Annotated in this window: 14 protein-coding genes; 8 read left to right on the plus strand and 6 right to left on the minus strand. The window is 41.9% G+C overall.

Translation table 11 applies throughout. The features are described from left to right. Positions 1 to 479: 479 nt before the first annotated feature. The 4 genes from uvrA to E2R51_RS20165 all read right to left on the minus strand — a co-directional run bounded on the left by uvrA (position 480) and on the right by E2R51_RS20165 (position 5,936). A complete protein-coding gene (gene uvrA, locus E2R51_RS20150; RefSeq protein WP_102076503.1) occupies positions 480 to 3,014 on the minus strand; it encodes an excinuclease ABC subunit UvrA in 2,535 nt (844 codons plus the stop codon). Positions 3,015 to 3,347: 333 nt separating this feature from the next. After that, positions 3,348 to 3,731 carry a VOC family protein gene (locus E2R51_RS20155; RefSeq protein ID WP_102076504.1) on the minus strand — a complete coding sequence of 128 codons (384 nt, stop codon included), beginning with the start codon at positions 3,729 to 3,731 and terminating at the stop codon, positions 3,348 to 3,350. 288 nt (positions 3,732 to 4,019) lie between these two features. After that, the gene (locus E2R51_RS20160; protein WP_133378666.1) at positions 4,020 to 4,946 is read right to left on the minus strand and encodes a bestrophin family protein; all 927 of its coding nucleotides are present in this window, start codon (positions 4,944 to 4,946) and stop codon (positions 4,020 to 4,022) included. A gap of 117 nt (positions 4,947 to 5,063) precedes the next feature. Continuing rightward, entirely contained in the window at positions 5,064 to 5,936 is an 873-nt protein-coding gene (locus tag E2R51_RS20165) for a LysR family transcriptional regulator (RefSeq protein WP_102076505.1), read from the minus strand. 136 nt (positions 5,937 to 6,072) lie between these two features. On the opposite strand from E2R51_RS20165, the gene E2R51_RS20170 reads away from it, so the two are divergent. The 3 genes from E2R51_RS20170 to fghA all read left to right on the plus strand — a co-directional run bounded on the left by E2R51_RS20170 (position 6,073) and on the right by fghA (position 8,706). Continuing rightward, entirely contained in the window at positions 6,073 to 6,399 is a 327-nt protein-coding gene (locus E2R51_RS20170) for a DMT family transporter (protein WP_102076506.1), read from the plus strand. A 220-nt stretch (positions 6,400 to 6,619) separates the two neighbouring features. Then, positions 6,620 to 7,729, plus strand: a complete 1,110-nt coding sequence (locus E2R51_RS20175) for an S-(hydroxymethyl)glutathione dehydrogenase/class III alcohol dehydrogenase (protein WP_180952511.1) — start codon at positions 6,620 to 6,622, stop codon at positions 7,727 to 7,729. 137 nt (positions 7,730 to 7,866) lie between these two features. Next, positions 7,867 to 8,706 carry an S-formylglutathione hydrolase gene (fghA, locus tag E2R51_RS20180; RefSeq protein WP_133378667.1) on the plus strand — a complete coding sequence of 280 codons (840 nt, stop codon included), beginning with the start codon at positions 7,867 to 7,869 and terminating at the stop codon, positions 8,704 to 8,706. Positions 8,707 to 9,429: 723 nt separating this feature from the next. Here fghA and E2R51_RS20185 read toward each other — a convergent pair. Both E2R51_RS20185 and E2R51_RS20195 read right to left on the minus strand, forming a co-directional pair. After that, positions 9,430 to 10,569 (minus strand): zinc-dependent alcohol dehydrogenase, encoded by a 1,140-nt coding sequence (locus E2R51_RS20185; RefSeq protein ID WP_133378668.1) that lies wholly within the window; start codon positions 10,567 to 10,569, stop codon positions 9,430 to 9,432. A 433-nt stretch (positions 10,570 to 11,002) separates the two neighbouring features. Further along, a complete protein-coding gene (locus tag E2R51_RS20195; RefSeq protein ID WP_205703353.1) occupies positions 11,003 to 11,362 on the minus strand; it encodes a hypothetical protein in 360 nt (119 codons plus the stop codon). Between the two features lie 279 nt (positions 11,363 to 11,641). Between E2R51_RS20195 and E2R51_RS20200 the strand changes: the two genes are divergently transcribed. The 5 genes from E2R51_RS20200 to E2R51_RS20220 all read left to right on the plus strand — a co-directional run bounded on the left by E2R51_RS20200 (position 11,642) and on the right by E2R51_RS20220 (position 18,065). Further along, the gene (locus E2R51_RS20200; RefSeq protein WP_133378669.1) at positions 11,642 to 13,255 is read left to right on the plus strand and encodes a MobA/MobL family protein; all 1,614 of its coding nucleotides are present in this window, start codon (positions 11,642 to 11,644) and stop codon (positions 13,253 to 13,255) included. Positions 13,256 to 13,433: 178 nt separating this feature from the next. Next, positions 13,434 to 14,177 (plus strand): hypothetical protein, encoded by a 744-nt coding sequence (locus E2R51_RS20205; protein WP_133378670.1) that lies wholly within the window; start codon positions 13,434 to 13,436, stop codon positions 14,175 to 14,177. A 368-nt stretch (positions 14,178 to 14,545) separates the two neighbouring features. Next, a complete protein-coding gene (gene repM / locus E2R51_RS20210) occupies positions 14,546 to 15,520 on the plus strand; it encodes a replication initiation protein RepM (protein ID WP_133378671.1) in 975 nt (324 codons plus the stop codon). Positions 15,521 to 16,246: 726 nt separating this feature from the next. Continuing rightward, positions 16,247 to 16,663, plus strand: coding sequence for a cupin domain-containing protein (locus E2R51_RS20215; protein ID WP_045456027.1), 417 nt, complete (start codon positions 16,247 to 16,249; stop codon positions 16,661 to 16,663). A 322-nt stretch (positions 16,664 to 16,985) separates the two neighbouring features. Further along, entirely contained in the window at positions 16,986 to 18,065 is a 1,080-nt protein-coding gene (locus tag E2R51_RS20220) for an NAD(P)/FAD-dependent oxidoreductase (protein ID WP_205703354.1), read from the plus strand. The last annotated feature ends 79 nt before the right edge of the window (positions 18,066 to 18,144 follow it).

Consider the following 18,144-nt stretch of genomic DNA (forward strand, 5'->3'; position numbering starts at 1 on the left):
GTTTTGATTGATGGTTTGCGTGAGTATTTCTTTGCTGGCAATCGACGTGTGTTTGAGGTTCTAATAAGTTATTTGTCTCCTAGTCCACGACCTTTGAGACTTTGAGCATTTTTGTCGTGTACAGAGGAAAAAAATATAATTGCAACGTTAAGAAAGCAGCCACTACGAGGTTTTACCTATAACGATTATGGGTCACTGGTTAATCTATCACGTTACGGTACTGTGGGAAACTTAATGGGTAATCTCACCAATAACAGCTTTTTCATTGAAGGAAAGATTGCCCGTTTTATGTACATATCGCTCTATCGCATGCATCAGATGTCTATTCATGGTGCCTTCAAGACATTTGCTTTATGGATTAGCGAAAAGATACTACGCATAGGTCGTCCAAAGATCAAATTACATTAAGTAAAACGACAGCGATAAACTGATTATCGCTGTCGTTTTTTTACACTATCATAAGAGGTTTGCGACGGGCACTAGAGGCGCATGAAAGGTGCGGTTCGGCTGATCTTCGACTCAGCGACTGTTTCAGGTAATCCTTGCGCCACGATATGGCCACCTTCACCACCTGCACCAGGGCCGATATCAATCACCCAATCACTACTACTAGCAACCTGCATGTCGTGTTCGACCATGATAACGCTGTTACCGGCATCAACAAGTCCATTCAATTGCGCCATCAACATCGAGACATCTTTTGGGTGCAAACCCGTTGTTGGCTCATCTAGGATATACAGCGTATCGCCGCGCTGCGTTCGCTGCAATTCAGTGGCAAGTTTAATACGTTGGGCTTCACCGCCAGATAGCTCAGTTGCTGGTTGGCCAAGTCGTAAGTAGCCAAGCCCGACTTGTAGCAAGGCACTTAATGCTCGCAAGATAGCAGGGTCGTCTGCAAAGAATTCATAAGCTGATTCAACCGTGAGCGCCAGCACATCGGCGATGTTTTTGTCACGATACGTGACCTCTAGCGTGTCCTCATTGTAGCGCTGTCCGTGACAGACTTGGCAAGGCGAATAGACGCTAGGAAGAAACAGTAGCTCGACACTCACAAAGCCTAAGCCTTCACAATTAGGACAACGACCTTTAGTCGTGTTGAATGAAAAACGCCCTGCGTTGTAACGACGAGATTTTGCCTCGCTCGTTGACGCGAATAGCTTACGGACATGATCAAACAGTCCGGTATAGGTAGCAAGGTTTGAGCGCGGCGTACGCCCAATAGCTTTTTGATCGACGGTTACCAGTCGTTTGACATCATCCATACCCTCAATGATTTGTCCACCGGTTGGCGTCTCCAACTCTTGCTCAAGTAAATCGGCTTCGCCAGTTGGAGCTTCAACCGTTTGTTTTTGTCCTAGAGCCTCATAAACGAGCTCTACCAAAGCTTGACTCACTAGACTCGACTTTCCTGAACCTGATACACCCGTGACAGTAGTCATCACACCCAATGGAAAACCGACATCCAGCTCTTGTAAGTTATTACGCGTAATCCCTGTAAGTTTAAGCCACGCTGTCGGCTCTCTTGGTGTGCGTTTTACGATAGCGTCAGTGCTGAACAGATAGCGGCTGGTATGCGAGTGAGTCACGTCGCGCAATCCCTCTACAGGACCACTATAAATCACCTCGCCGCCATGAGTACCCGCATTGGGGCCAACGTCTACGATCCAATCAGCGTGTCTGATGACGCTCACATCATGCTCGACGACAAACACTGAGTTACCAGCGGCAATGAGCTCATCTAAGGCACTTAGTAATGCTTGGGTATCTGCTGGATGAAGACCAGCGGATGGTTCATCTAGTACATAAACCACCCCAAAAAGTTGTGAGCGAATTTGAGTGGCTAGGCGTAAGCGTTGTAGCTCACCAGGAGATAGTGTAGGTGTGGTGCGCTCAAGTGATAAGTACCCCAAACCCAATAGGGTCAGTGCTTTTACCCGAGATAACATATCACTGGCAATGCGCTGAGCGACGATAGCCTTTTCACGATTTGCCATATTGTCAGTTGGGACTTTATTGGCCGCAGTCTCAAGCTTGCGCGCCAGTTCGATAAAGGTCAGTTGCGACAGCTCCCCAATATCGAGTCCTGCGAACGTAACGGATAGTGATTCTTTTTTCAGTTTTTTACCATCACATTCTGGACATACAGAGATTTGCATAAACTGAGAAACGCGCTTTTTTGTCAATGAGCTCTGAGTAGTGGCAAAAGAATGCAGTATGAAGCGCTTTGCACTCGAAAACGTGCCCATATAGTTGGGCTTTTCGCCGCTCTCAATCGCTTTTCTTACTTGCTCAAGGCTGTATTCAGGGTAGACAGGAACGGTTGGGGTTTCATCTGTAAACAAGATCCAATCGCGGGTTTCTTTTGGCAGTTTATGCCAAGGCGTGTCAATATCGTAGCCGAGTGACACCAGTATGCGGCTTAGGTTTTTGCCTTGCCACGCTGGTGGCCATGCTGCGATAGCACGCTCTCGAATGGTTTTGGTGTTATCAGGTACTAGTAACTCTTCGGTGACTTCAAACACGCGGCCAATACCAGAGCAAGTAGGACAGGCACCCTCAGGTGTATTTGGCGAAAACGCATCGGCATACAATATCTCTTGACCAGTAGGATAATCTCCAGCTCGTGAATAGAGCATGCGTAGCCCGTTTGAGATAGAGGTAACACTGCCCACTGATGAACGCACTGAGGGCGTACCTCGTTGTTGTTGTAGAGCAACTGCTGGCGGCAGACCTTCTATCATATCAACATCAGGCTCATCAACTTGATCTATCAATCGACGCGCATAAGGGGATACTGAATCTAAATAACGACGTTGTGACTCAGCAAATAAAGTGCCAAAAGCAAGTGATGACTTACCTGATCCTGATATACCGGTAAAAACGACCAGTGCATCACGAGGTAAATCTACATCGATATTCTTTAAGTTATGAACGCGAGCTCCCCTGACTCGAACACTGTGGTCAGTGTCACAGAGAATGTCTTTATTGATATGTTTATTGTTATTGGTGGCCATAAACAGGCGACTCCTATTGAATTGTATTTCTTGATTTTAAATATATTTGGATTTTGCTCATTGACGTTTGCAGTCATGGATAAGTGTTATTTATCTATTGATATTCTTTATAAAAGGTTGAATGTAATAAGAAGAATTTTAACATTTTGTTGCTATTACAGAGTCTGTGCGTTACTTACATAGTACGCGGACTCACATAAATAGACAGGGTATCAAGTGTTATAAAGCTGATTTCAATGACGAAAAAGGGTCCTGCAAAATTTGCAGGACCCTTTTTCGGTAGTATTGATACTAATATTAGCGGTTACGAACGAGCGGTCCGTAAGACTGCTGTTATGCTTCTTTGAAGCAATAAACGGCAAGCTTATTACCATCTAGATCACGAACATAGGCCGCGTAAGCGTTAGGCGCCCAATCGCGTGTACCAGGCTGGCCTTCATCTTGAGCACCAGCGCTCAATGCTGCTGCATGAAATGCGTCAATAGCAGCGCGGCTTGGTGCTTCAAAGCTCACCATATTACCATTACCAACACTAGCTGGTTGACCATTATTAGGTTTCATAACAAATAAAGATGGTGCATCTACGCCCCATATTGAACCATTATCACCTAGGTCAGCAATACGTTTAAGCCCTAGAATCTCTAAAACGTTGTCATAGAATGTACGTGCTTGATTAACATCGTTAGTGCCAAGGGTAACGTGAGTAAAAATGCTCATGTGTTGTTCTCCGGTTGTGGATGATTTTTTATCAATAGTTTTTCTATCGAGTTGCAGCAAGTTTGCCGCGTCGTCTGTCGATAGAAACCATCATACGTTATTTCATATAAAAGATAATAGGTCTAAAAAGAAAATGACTTTTACCATAAGGTAATAATAATTTTTATTAATAGAGGCTCGTATATCTACTCATGTTTGAACAATGCCATTATTTGTTCCGTCACCATCAAGACTGTTTATATAACTACTCAGCCAGAGACTTAAGGCTAACTGCTTACGCAAAATAATTTACTGTAAGTAGCCATTTTTAGATTTTATATCGGGCGGCAGATCGGTTTCTCCCAGTGCCTCTAGTAAGTTAATTTCGATGGTACGCGACAGAGCACTCAGTGGTAGATTGTTAGCGGCCAAGCCAAAAGGCGATTCCAACTCCTCACTAAGAGCATCTAAACCAAAAAAAGTATAGGCGATCACTGCACAGACAAACGGAGTAGCCCATCCCAGAGATGACACCAAACCAAAAGGCAACATAAAGCAATATAAGTAGGTGGTGCGATGTACTAACAGCGTATAAGCAAATGGTAGTGGCGTATAATGAATGCGCTCGCAGGCGGCCAAAACTACAGTCATAGAGGTCAGCCGTTCATCCATGTTCTGTACTAGAAATTCCGATAATAATCGCTCACGTCGGCTATAACCGACCTTTTTCCCCATCAGCCGCAGCAGGTACTCGGGCAGATTTTGCGCTTGGCGCATGCTGAGGTGATGCTCGGGTTCTACAAAACGATCAACGTCCTGCCAAGGTTCAGTGTCACGTAGTCGATGGCGCAGAGCATGAGTAAAGGCGATGGTTAGGTGAATCATACGGCGCTGGGTTTGCCGTCCAGTCTCCGTTTCTTCATCCATAAATGAGAGCACTTGGCGGGCCAAGCTACGAGCATCCACTACTAGCTGACCCCATTGACCCCTAGCTTCCCACCAGCGTTGATAGCTGGCATTGTTACGAAAGCCGAGGAACAATGATAAAGCAACCCCTAGAAAAGTGAAGGGAGCCGTACTATAAGAGGAGAAGAAGCCTGGAAACCAGTACTGGATGCCTGCTATTAGAGTGCTAAGCAAGATGGTGAGAAAAATCTGAGGATAAATTTTTGGTAGGATAGAGCCGCGCAAGGTAAAAAACAGCTTGAGTGCGTTCGGTTTTTGCTTGACGATCATGTCAGCCTCCTAACGATCGAGTTGGTTAGAGTAGTGTGCAAGACCTCCAAGTAATTAGATGATTTATCTTTCGAGGTGCGAGGCCTTAAAGTATGGGTAGTTCTTACTATCACCCAGTTAGGGTTTAGATAAATGTGCTGCTAAATAATCTAGTAGCAGCCTAATTTTTGGCGACAAATGGCGATTATGAGGATATAGAGCCCAAATAGCTTCCTCAGGTTCCCTAAGATTATCCAATAAGCTGACCAGCTCCCCCGATTCTAAATGCTTTTGTACGTAGTAATCAGGTAGCTGCACAATACCCAATCCCTTTATAGCCGCATCGACTAAACTATAACCGCTGTTATAACGCACGCTACCTGTCACTCGAATGTTTTTCTCTTTACCAGACTCTTTAAAGTGCCAGTAGTCTAGCGTCCCCAGCAGACAGTTATGTTGACCAAGTTCGGTCAGAGAATGCGGTATGCCGTATTTCTCAATATAGGAGGGCGCCGCACAGACAAAATTAGTACGACTACTGAGTTTTTTTGCCATCATAGTCGAATCACGAAGCTTTCCAATGCGAATGGCTAAATCATAGCCCTCTTCAATCAAATCAACCTGCTGATTACTCAAAAAGGCAGTCACTTCAATATCACTATATTGCACCATAAAGTCATTCACCAATGGCATCAATTGTTGTTCACCATAAGTGACAGGAGTTGTCAGTTTAATCATGCCTTGCGGTTTTGACTGCAAATTAGTCACCGCTTGCTCTGCGGCATCGAGACCATCAAGTACCCCGCGGCAGTGCTGATAAAAAACACGGCCTTCTTCTGTTAGCGAGACCTTACGAGTCGTTCGGTAAAGTAATTTAATATTGAGACGTTGTTCTAAGGCGCTGACTTGTCGACTTACTTGAGCGGTCGAGATGCCTATTTTCTTTGCAGCTTTCGTAAAACTCTCGTATTCAGCCACGTAAACGAACTCACTGATACCATCCCATTTCATCATTATTACCTATATGCAAAAGATAGTTTCGAATATAGCATATTATCATCTAATCAGAAATAGATATAATACAAGCATAAATTCAAACAGGCTCCAGTTCATTGCAACTAAAGCTTGCTAATACAAGAGGTGCAAAATGAGTTGGATGTTTCTTTTTTTCGGAGTGGTTGCAGAAGCTTTATCTCACGTTGCATTAAAACAGACGGATGGCTTCACTAAGCCGTTAGCAAGTATGTTAGTTCTGTTAGGACATCTAGCTGCATTTGTTTTTTTAGGACAGGCTATGAAAGGAATGCCGGTTGGTATTGTTCATGCGCTATGGGCAGGACTTGCGATAGTGACGGTAACGGCATTGTCTGCGGTTATCTACCGACAACATCTCGATTTGAGCACTTGGATCGGCATGGGGTTGGTTGCAGTAGGCGTTGCTACCATTAGCCTATCACAAGGGCATAGCCATTGATGTAAAGTAGCAACGAAGTACTGTATCCTTTTAAGTAGCTGCATTTGATGGGGCTAAAAGATAATAGTAAAGCAGTAGAACACTCATATCACAAAATGGTAAGGTAAATAGAGATCAAATTTTTCGCTCAGCTCAACATGGTGTTCTAGAAATATGTCTGAGTTGAACAGGGACAACAATCAACTAACCAAAAAGAGAGACTCTTATGTCAGATAAATTTATTAAATCGAAAGCCGCCATTGCTTGGGGGCCAAATCAGCCGCTATCTATCGAAGAAGTGGATGTCATGCTGCCGCGCAAAGGCGAAGTCTTGGTAAAAATCATCGCTAGCGGCGTTTGTCATACCGATGCCTTTACCTTATCTGGTGAAGACCCAGAAGGTGTATTCCCAGCGATTTTGGGTCATGAAGGTGGTGGTATCGTTGAGCAAATTGGTGAAGGCGTCACCAGTGTCCAAGTTGGCGACCATGTCATTCCTCTATACACCGCAGAATGTGGTGAATGTAAATTCTGTACTTCAGGTAAAACCAACCTATGCTCAGCAGTGCGCGAGACTCAAGGTAAAGGTCTGATGCCAGACGGCACAACGCGTTTTTATAAAGATGGTCAGCCAATTTACCATTACATGGGTTGCTCAACTTTTTCTGAATATACTGTCTTGCCAGAGATCTCATTGGCTAAAGTCAATAAAGAAGCGCCATTAGAAGAAGTTTGCTTGCTAGGTTGTGGCGTCACGACTGGTATGGGTGCGGTCATGAACACTGCAAAAGTCGAAGAAGGTGCTACGGTCGCTATCTTTGGCATGGGCGGTATTGGGCTGTCAGCGGTCATCGGTGCTGCAATGGCAAAAGCCAGCCGCATCATTGTGATTGATATCAATGAAAGCAAGTTTGAGTTAGCCAAAAAACTAGGCGCAACTGACTGTATTAATCCAAAAGATTATGACAAACCAATTCAGGAAGTCATCGTTGAGTTAACCGATGGCGGTGTTGATTATTCGTTTGAATGTATCGGTAACGTCGATGTGATGCGTTCCGCGCTTGAGTGCTGCCATAAAGGCTGGGGCGAGTCGGTTATTATCGGCGTGGCTGGTGCAGGTAAAGAAATTTCAACCCGTCCATTCCAGTTAGTGACTGGTCGTGTCTGGAAAGGTTCAGCATTTGGCGGCGTGAAAGGTCGTACGGAATTGCCAGGTTATGTTGAGCGCTATCTAGCGGGCGAAATCCCATTACAGGATTTCATTACTCATACCATGCCATTAGAAGACATCAATGAAGCGTTTGACTTGATGCATAAAGGCGAGAGTATTCGTACGGTTATTCATTTTTAAGAATGAGTCATCATGATCTTTTTTAACAAATGATCGGTCATTTATAGGTGATTAACATTAAGTAGTTATGTTGTCATGATAACAGTGCTGTCTCTTTTTGGGGGCAGCATTTAATGTTTTAACAGAGGTGTTTTAGTATGTCCATAGAGAATATTAGTGTCAATAAAAGTTTTGGTGGCTGGCATAAGCAGTATAGCCATCATTCAAAATCATTAAATTGTAGTATGCAGTTTGCTATTTACTTGCCGCCTCAGATGGGCAGTGGTACAAAAGTCCCTGTCCTTTATTGGTTGTCAGGCTTGACCTGCACAGATGAGAACGTCATGCAGAAGTCTGGGATACAGCGTATTGCTGCAGAATTGGGTATCGCTATTGTCGCCCCAGATACTAGCCCTCGTGGTGAAGATGTTGCTGATGATGCAGCCTACGATTTAGGTCAAGGGGCAGGATTCTACGTTAATGCTACTGAGATGCCTTGGAGCAAGCACTACCAGATGTATGATTATGTGGTCAATGAGTTGCCTGAGTTAATTGAGGCATCGTTTCCAGTATCTGATAAGAGAGCCATTTCTGGTCATTCGATGGGTGGTCTTGGTGCGTTGAACATTGGCATGCTTAACCCAGAGCGCTATAGTTCAATATCTGCTTTTAGTCCTATCAGTAACCCTGTGAATTCTCCATGGGGACAAAAAGCTTTTACTGCTTATTTAGGTGAAGATAAAGCCAATTGGCTGAACTACGATCCTAGTGAGCTCATGAAACGAGCAACTGAATTAGTTCCTGCTAAAGTAGATCAGGGTGAGTCTGACAACTTCCTTGTAGAGCAGCTCAAGCCAGAAGCTTTACTCGCAGCTGCAGAATCAAACGATTATCCTTTAATGTATCAATTGCATGAGGGCTATGACCATAGTTACTATTTTATCGCCAGCTTTATTGAAGAGCATTTGCGCTTTCATGCCAAACATCTAAGTCAGTAAACTGAACAACTGATGAAATATTTGGTGGTGTTCTAAAAAGTATGCTGGCGCTAAAAATCAATAAGAAGTCTATGCTAAGTTCTCTGATTCTATATGGCTTTCAAAGCTTCAAAAATTGTTCAAATTTTGATCAGCATACTTTTTGACACACCACCGAATATTTATGGTAAGTACACCATGAAGTGCACTGTGGCTATTTCAGCGAGTTAAAGCGTTGATACCATTCGCCCACAGCTTAGCGTTCAAGTCCTCACTAGGGAACCGAACCAGTGAAATTGGTTTGTCATAGGCATACTTACAATAGATTATAGTGCAATGGGAAGATAGAACTAAGACAATTAAAGAGCTGATTAAAGAACTTCAAAGTTTTGAGGATCAAAACTTGATTGTTATGATAACTAATGATGAAGGTGAAACATTTAACTCGGTAAAGTTGGTTAGCAAAGGGTTTGTAGCTAATAAAGATGATCCTGATAAATATAAGAAAGTTTATTGTGCTTTACACTTCTAAGCTTTAAGACCATCTAAGACAGTTAGTTAGTTTTTTAATCCCTAAACCCATGAAAATCGGTTGGGGGATGATTTTTTTGCCGTGTGCAGAGAAAAGCAAGTCAAAGATTTTTTTACTAGCTGCTTTAGCGATAACCATTATTTAAGATAATCTCGTTAAAGCAGCTATGACCTAACCTTTAAATGTTAAAAGTTAAGGGTAAATTTGAAAAATTAAGGAGTTAAAATGACTTTACGACATTCTTCTTCACGCTTTTCGAAAATTTCATAACCTTTAGCAGCGTCAGACAAATTCATACGGTGAGTAATAATAGCTTCAGGTGATAAATCACCATTTTCAATATACTCTAATAATTGTGGTATATACTTGTGTACATGGGTTTGGCCCATTCTGAAAGTAAGCCCTTTATCAAAAGCGTCACCAATTAAGAAATCATTAATGGGTCCTGCATATATACCAGGAACACTAACGACCCCGCCACGACGCACAGCTGCCATACATTGACGTAAAGCTGGAGCGCTTGATCCTTCAATTTTCGAACTGCCCTTAGCTTCAAAGCCAACCGCATCAATAACACCGTCAACGCCGCGATGTCCTTTGGTCTGTTCAATGATGAATTCAGCAGCATCTACCTTATCGAAATTAACCGGAATAGCCCCGTACGTATCTTTGGCATACTGCAAACGGTAGTCATTATGATCTACTACGAAGATCTGCTCAGCGCCTAACATTTTGGCACAAGCGGCTGATAACAACCCCACAGGACCCGCACCATAAATAGCTACGGTTGAACCTTTAGTAATATTGGCATTAGTCACGGCCTGCCAAGCAGTTGGTAAAATATCTGATAAAAATAAAACCTTCTCATCTGACAGTGAGCCATTTACTTTGAACGTATTAAAATTACCTTTAGGAACCCGTACAAATTCTGCTTGTCCACCAGGAATCCCACCATATAAATGGCTAAAACCAAATAAAGCAGCCGGTGGCGGAATTATTTTTTTATTAATAGCAGCGCCTGGGCCTGTATTTGTAGTCTCACAAGCGGACATTAGGTCATGCTGACAGAAAAAGCAGTTACCACATGCAATAACAAAAGGAATAACAACTCTATCGCCTTTTTTAACAGCAGTAACTTCAGAGCCTACTTCTTCAACCACACCCATAAACTCATGACCGAAGATATCGCCTTCCTCGGTTGCAGGTATTTTGCCACGATATAAGTGTAAATCTGAACCACAAATTGCAGTTGCAGTCACACGTAAAATAACATCATCTTTTTCTTGCAGTTTAGGCTCTGGGACATTGTCCACTCGCACATCTTTAGCACCATGATAAGTTAAAGCACGCATAATTTCTCCAGTTAAGTAAAGCTTGCAAAATCTCGATAAACAATAATCTGTGATAATACAAGATGAAAGTTATTAGAATCAGTGGTTTATGTTATCTAAGTTAAGTATTACTCAATTATATTAGCACCTTGAAAAAAAAGATTTATAATCAACGTGTGTTAAAAAGGTTGCGTGTTGTAAGTAAAAAATTGTAGTGGTCAACTAATTTAGGACACTAATAAAATTCAAACCTACATCGCCATTCCTTGTAACCCTGAGTCGAGAACGGATAATAATTATAAGCGTTGGGGCAACTTTTATGACCGCCAAGATCTGTTAGTAGGTGACGAGTTATGGCAGCTTGTATCAGGTGGTTAATTTTCACTCAATGATATGATTGATATTCTCTGCTCGTCTACAATGAAAGCTTCATAATCTCATTAAAAAACTAGCATTAATCTTCTACAAACATATTATCTTCATCAACAGGGAGGCCAGTATCTGCAATATTGGCAACTAATGTATCATCATCTGTATGTTTATCGCCGTTATAGTCAATTTCATTATTTTTATTGCTGATTTTTTTTAGCTTTTCTATAACATCAGACATTAACTCTCTATCACTTTCTCTGGTTAAAAAATCATCTAAATTATTAGCAACATATTCACGTAATTTTTCAACTTCGTTTTTTTCTAAAGTCTCTATTAAGAAAGCACCCAGTAGTATCTTTTGTCGTGTCAGCTTCTTATCTAACTTCTGTTTTTCTCTATTTATTTTCAGCTCAAGCTCATTAATCTTTTGCTGTTCCTTCAAATCATTACCACCAAGTAAGCTCATACCATATCCTTAAATTATCAAATTATTTATCCATCTAACTATAGCAACTTCGCCAGTATCTAACAATCTACTATGATATAGTTAATTGACGGATGGTTGCGTCCCACTGACTAAGTGCGAGTTTTCGACTTTACAAATGTTTATCCCTATCGGTCAACCATTTATAAAATCAAAACATCGGCAGGGGCAAGCCCCCACACCCCCAACATTGCAAAAAGACGCAATGTTAAAAACCAAAAAGTAGAGCAGTAGAAAATGGCTATTTTTATCGCATCAACCAAATCCATATCTCGCAGTAGTGGACAAAGCGCCGTTGCTTCTGCGAGCTATCGTGCTGGTTGTGAATTGGAAGATAAGCGATACGGTAAGACGCATGATTACTCTAAACGCTCAGGCGTTATGAGTGCCGATATTATTTTACCGACAGCATTGGCTTCTGCTTATACTGATATTTCACGCAGTGATTTATGGAATAAAGCAGAAGCCGCCGAGAAGCGTAAAGATGCGCGTGTGGCTCGCGAATGGCTGGTGAACTTGCCGCATGAGTTAAGCGCAGAAGACCGAAAATCCATCGCGCACCAGTTCGCCCAAACGCTTGCGGATCGTTACGGCACGATTGCTGATTGCGCCATTCACAAGCCTACGCAAAGAGAGATTGAGCGAGGGGCTGATCCTCGCAACTTCCATGCTCATATCATGTTTACCACGCGCTGTGCTGAACTTGACGATAATAACGAGATTGTACTGACCGATAAGGCGACCATTGAGCTGTCAGATAATAAGCGACGTGAGCTTGGCATGGAGCGCGTCAATGTTGAAATCAAAGAAGTACGGCAACTGTGGGAACAGATCGCTAATGAAAAACTGGCCGAGTATGACCATGAGCTGATTGATTCGCGCAGCTATGCCGATCAAGGCAAAGACATTGAGCCGCAGCTTAAAATGGGTTCGGTGGCGACAAAACTAGAGCGTGACAAATACGAGAGTGAGCGAGAAAAAGCAGAACAAGCAAACAAGAAAGGTGAGGTTTACGAGATAGACGAAACACCGGCCACAATCAGAGGTGAGATTAACCTGATGATCAATGAGCGCAACCATCTAGTACGGACACGCGAACTTGCCGATCTGCGCGAAAAACAGTTATTTATCGTCCCAGCTGCCCCCACACCGAAGTATAAACCCAGTCAGGACAGTAATGATGAGCTGGAGCAAGCTGAATCAGTAGTTGAGCGCGTCAAACAGGTGCGTATTCAGCGCCAGATTGCAATCGATGCCGCTGAGGCGCTTGAAAAAGAGCGTATTGCTCAGCAGCAGCAAGATATGGCGGACAAAAAAGAGCATGAGCGCCTATTAGCGCAAGAAGAAGCGCGTCAGGCGAAGCTTGAGCAGCACCGCGTCCAAATAGCAGCGCAAGAAGCCGACTTTAAGGCGCAACACGACCATATCTCGCATCAAGGGCTATCAAGTCAGCACAGGCTTCTAAAAATCATCGACCAAAAAAGCGACTTTGGCCAACACCTAAACACCCTCCTGCATCTTGATCAGCAAATGAGCGCATGGCAGCGCTACCGCAGTGAGCCGAGTACCACTGACCACCAAAAACAGCTTGCAGACCGTGAACAGCATGAAATTGGCAGCCACATTATCGGCCACAGCCAGCAGCTGCTTGATCACATCAAGTCTATAAGCGACCTATCGACAAGAAAAGCACACACCAAAACCTTAGAGCGCGTCTTTGATGACATCAAAGATCGACAACAAAGCGCCCTCAGCCCCGAACACCAGCGCCAAATGCGAACGGTATCCACTGAAATCACCGGTTATAGCCGTGATATCAACCGCAGCCGAGGCATGAGTCCTGGCTTTTAAGCCCACAAGCAATACTAAACGACACTGACGGTCGCATAGAATCACCTCAGAGGCTTCTCAGGCATCCCACAGCGCCATTTTGATGCTAGGGTACCAATAACGTATAAACCACCCTAAAAACGCCCACAGCGCCATTTAGAGGCCAAATAGCATCACAATCAGCGACTAGGAACGATCCATGCCAGAAAAAGACCTCTCTATTTCATTAGAAGACCTACTAATTACGCTTCAAACGTATACCAAAAAAATAGATAAGCAGCTGATTGACAGCTCAAACTTAAACCACGCGCATTTTAAACAAGCGCAAGATATTGCTAATTGGGCAAAGGAACTGACCTCACTGTTAAAAACCTATCAAAACAAAGAAACCTTACTGCAAACTGAATTTGTTGAAGCCATTAACAAAGAGATTGCAACCGTCTTTAAAAACAATGAAGACAACTATCACAAGCGTATTGATGAAGGCTTCACTAAGCACATCACTGATGCGAGTGATACGTTCTTAAAAACAACAAAGCTGCTTAATAGAGATTTAGGGAAAATACAGACCTCTGTTACCAGTGTTGCTAGTAACCTTGACGATACTAAAGACAAGATAGCTGAGCTAAATGTAGATGCCTCCAAGCAGATGCTGGATAACGTTAAGCGAGAGTTTGGCCGTCAATTAATACTAACTTTGGTCATTATGGTTGTTGTGGTATTAGCATTAGCCTCTGGAGCAGCTTGGCTGTTTATTCCTAGCAAAAGCGAGATAGCAAAACGTCAAGATGATTATCAATATCTGGAAAAGGCTGGTGTGGCTCATAACATTGTCAAAATAAGTGGACAAGATGGTCACTATGCGAGGATTGATCCCAAAGACTGTTTTGAAGATGAGAAGAGTTCGTTCTATAGCCAATCAAAGCTATGCAAGTTTAAGTAACTTACTTCCTAAATCAACCATTAAAAATAGCCCTTTGTTTTTTAAGCTTATCCACAACCAAAAATGCTTTTAATGCTTTTAAATGCTTTTAAATGCTTTTAAGCTCGCTACAGGCCTTGCGGTATAAGGGATGTAAGACCAATAAGGTGACGTTTAGTTACCAATAAGGTGACGTTTAGTTACCAATAAGGTGACGTTTAGTTACCAATAAGGTGACGTTTAGTTACCATTATGAGACAAGTTTTTCTTTGTCTTTTAAACGACGTTTACTTACCATTATGAGACTCTTGTATATTTGTCACTAAAGTGACTTGTAATAATAAGTCACTTAATATAAGGTAGGGTTTAAACATACTAGGATAAAGCCAATGAATAAGAAGCAAGACTTAGTAGTAAAGACTAATCAGTTAAATCAAGCATTACAAACATTATCGTTATCTGAGGTTCGAATTATTCAACTAGCTATAGTCGATGCTAGAGAAACTGCTACGGGATTAAGCACTGATAAACCTTTACGTATCGATGCCTCTCGTTACGCAGAAGCCTTTGGCACTTCACGACAGAATGCCTATGCTCGAATGAAGGAAGCAGAAGAAACCTTGTTTAATAGACGTTTTACCTATCAGGATATTAATGGTAAGCCAATCAAAAGCCGCTGGTTACAGCAAGTTCAATACCATGATGGTGAGGGCGCAATAGATCTAGTTTTTACGCTTGCCGTAGTAGAAGGGATTAGCCGTATTGATGGGCTGGAGCAGTTTTTCACTTCCTATTTGTTAGAGCAAACTACACAATTTGATAGTGTTTATTCAGTGCGCCTCTATGAGTTACTTACCCAATGGCGCGCCGCCAAAAAAACGCCTTGTTTTGAATTAGGGGTCTTTCGACAACAAATGGGGCTAGGTGTGAATGAATATAAAAGAATGAATGACTTTAAGAAGCGAGTGTTGGACTTGGCCATTAATGAAATTAATGAGAAGTCCGATCTGAAAGTAAAATATGATAACGTAAAGAAAGGCCGCAGTATTACAGGCTTTAAATTTGTAGTTCATGAGAAGAAAAAACCCAAAACTGGACAGGTAGCTGAAGCTCGCGATGTTGACAACGGTGATATGTTCACTATTGATGGGTTGTCTGATAAGCAGCTGTGGCGTATCAGTCGGCATAAAGAGTTTATAAGTACATATAGCGGTCTTGCTAAAGGCGACGCTGGTAAGAGCTGGTCAGCATACAGCGACTTTATAGTCGGTGAGATCAAGAAGGACGCTTCTAAATTCAGTAAAAAACGCCCTATACGTGAGTATTTAGATGGGAATGAAGAGGAATACGATTTCTCAAAATAGCGAGAGAAACTGACCACCTAGAACAGTCTGTTATAAGCGGTTCTCTTATAGTGGTCTGTTTTAGGTAGTCTGTTAATAGGTTTTTGTGGCTTTTACGTCGGTTCCGCTAGGGTATACCCTAATTTACAATCCACACTTTAAATTAATAAGTCCAAAAAAGACTTGTTGGTAATTTTCATATCATTCAAAGTAGTTAGCTAACTCTCCCAAGCATAAGATACTTATCCAATAGAATTAAGCTGCCTAGTTTAGTTTTTGCATTGGCGTAAACTTACAAACAATCAAATGGAAAAATTATTATGAAGTCTAAGCTAGTCATTGTGGTGCTCATACTGTTATTTTTATCTGGTTTGTCAGGGCTACTGGAAATTGTGTTTTACAACGGTATTAATGCCGATGGTATATTGCAAGAAAGTTTCTTTTTGCCGTTATCCTTCATATTGGCAACACTAGCGGTCGTACTTTATATATGCTCAATAGTAACTAAACTAATATCTGCAAAGCTCAAATGCTGATGATGGAAGCCTTATTTATACTCTGCAATTATCTTCTATTATTACTAACATGTAAAAGTCATTTGATTCTAATGCTGGTTATCATTTCTCATAAACAATGTAAAGTAGGCGTTATAGATCAGATAGTAAGTAACGAGCTGAATCTATAGTGCTAAAAAACATATGATTTACAGATACTGATCTTTAAGTCAACCTTATTAGGATTAAAATAATGACTCTTTCCGTAAACAAAAACAATGTAGACTCACTTGCTCAAGAGTCTGGTATCCAACTTATTAAAGCAGGTACTTATAAGCTAAACCAACTCGCTGGCTTACTTGAAGTTAACAACCTAAAAAGTCAAATGGCAGAAGTTAATGTCACCGATAATGCCAATGGCTTAACGGTTGGTTTTTTTGCCATGCAACCTGGTGTTGATTTTGAGTTTACTTATGAATTTGTAGAATACAAAGTAATCACTAAAGGTAAGATTGTGATGCGAGACTTACAAGGCAACAAGTATGTGGCAGAAGTAGGTGATATCTTACTATTTACACCTAACGTGACGGTTATATTTGATGGCGAAAGTGATGGTGAGGCAGTTTATACCGCACATCGCAGTGCTGATAACATGTTTGCACCTAAGTAAAATTTCAGGCTTATTATGAAAAATACATGATGAGCCTGTTAGCTGATTTCATGGTTGTTAATAACGATTTGAACAAGTCATCTGCCTTCGATCTATTGAGGAGGGTAGATACATCAAGTACTCACGATTAAGCTTCTAATATTCATGATTGTGATGGCCATAAGCTCACCATTTCCTGCCACGTAAAAGCCTGATTTATGATTTTAGCTTTCATGAATCTCACCTCATAATGACAGCAGTCTATTAGTTACTCTGGTTTTCATAACCTACCTTGCGAATAGATTGTCAGTTATTTGAATATGTTATTGTCTAGGACAACGTTATGAATATAATCACACCTAAAATTGTCGTTATTGGCGGCGGTGCTGGTGGTTTAGAGCTTGTAACCCAATTAGGACACAAGTTAGGAAAGAAAAAGCAAGCCGATATATTATTAATAGATAAAAACCGTACTCATATTTGGAAACCGTTACTGCATGAAGTCGCGACAGGCTCTATTGATTCTGATTTAGATGGTGTGGTGTACTCGGCGCATGCTGCTCAGCATCATTACCACTTTCAGCTGGGGGAATTTGATAATATTGATCAAAAAACTAAAACCATCACTCTTGCTGCACTGTATGATGAATCAGGCCATACTATCTTGCCGGAACGCCACGTGCACTACGATCATCTTGTTATTGCCATTGGCAGCATAAGTAACGACTTCAATACCCCTGGGGTGAAGGAAAACTGCTACTTTTTGGACTCAACTCAGCAAGCTCAACGTTTTCAGCATTCATTGCTTGATGGTTTTACGCGTCTTCATCAAGATGATAACCAGCAGCAAGCACTTAATATCGCCATTGTTGGTGGAGGTGCAACGGGAGTAGAACTTTCAGCTGAGCTGTACCATGTGTCTAATCTATTAAAGCTATACGGCTTGACAAATATGTCGCCGAAACGTTTACACATCCATTTAATTGAAGCGGGACCACGCATTTTACCTGCCTTGCCTGAGCGTATTGCATCAAGTGCTAAGCGCGAATTATTGAAACTAGGCGTTCATGTACGTGAACATACACAGGTGAAAGAGGCGACGAAGTACGGCTTTATTACGAAAGATGATGAGCAGATTGAGGCTGATATCATGGTATGGGCGGCAGGCGTAAAAGCCCCTGATTTTATTAAAGATTTGGGGGTTTTTGAGCTTACTTCTAATAATCAAATTCGGGTAAATAAATTTTTACAAAGCACGGTTGATGACCGTATCTTTGTATTAGGCGATTGCTGCGCCTTCACCCAAACCGATGGCAAACAAGTGCCACCGCGCGCGCAATCTGCACATCAAATGGCAAAATGTGTTGAAAAAAATCTCTGTACACGACAAAAAACAAAAAAGCTGACTAAGGACAAGGCATAATAGTAATTTTTCTGACGAACCACACTATGCCAAACCTTAATCAGCTCATAAATATATTATCGCAAAACCTAACCATGAA

The sequence above is a fragment of the Jeotgalibacillus sp. S-D1 genome (assembly GCF_004358665.1).
Taxonomy (GTDB): Bacteria; Bacillota; Bacilli; order Bacillales; family Jeotgalibacillaceae; genus Jeotgalibacillus.